Below are 507 nucleotides of genomic sequence, written 5' to 3' on the forward strand. Positions count from 1 at the left end.
TGCATAAACTCTGGCGCACGTCGACGCCAGGCGGCTACCACATGGAATACGGCTACTCGTGCATGGGTTACGAGATCGCCGGCGGCCTCGGCGTCAAGATGGCGAAACCCGATGCCGAGGTCATTGTGATGGTGGGCGATGGCAGCTATCTGATGATGAATTCGGAAATCGCCACCTCCGTCATGCTCGATAAAAAGCTCATCATCGTCGTGCTCGACAACCGGGGCTACGGCTGCATCAACCGCCTGCAGCAGGCCTGCGGCAACCCTTCGTTCAACAATATGTTGCCCGATAGCGCCCCGCGCATCGACTTTGCCCTGCATGCGCAATCCTTGGGCGCGCTGTCCGAACACGTGGACTCGATTGCCGAACTGGAGCAAGCCATGCTGCGCGCCCGGGCCGCTTCCCGCACCTACTTGATTTGCATCGATACGGACGACACGCGCACGACCGAAGAGGGCGGTTGCTGGTGGGAAGTGGCCGTGCCCGAGGTTTCCACCCAGCCAG

At 60.9% G+C, this 507-nt stretch carries 1 protein-coding gene; it reads left to right on the forward strand.

What is annotated here, in order from left to right; genetic code table 11:
* On the forward strand, positions 1 to 507 hold a 507-nt coding region (locus tag GYK42_RS28845; protein ID WP_240943947.1), incomplete at both ends, for a thiamine pyrophosphate-dependent enzyme.

Origin of the sequence: Janthinobacterium lividum (genome assembly GCF_011601275.1) — a bacterium.
In the GTDB taxonomy this organism is placed as follows: Bacteria; Pseudomonadota; Gammaproteobacteria; order Burkholderiales; family Burkholderiaceae_D; genus Janthinobacterium; species Janthinobacterium lividum_E.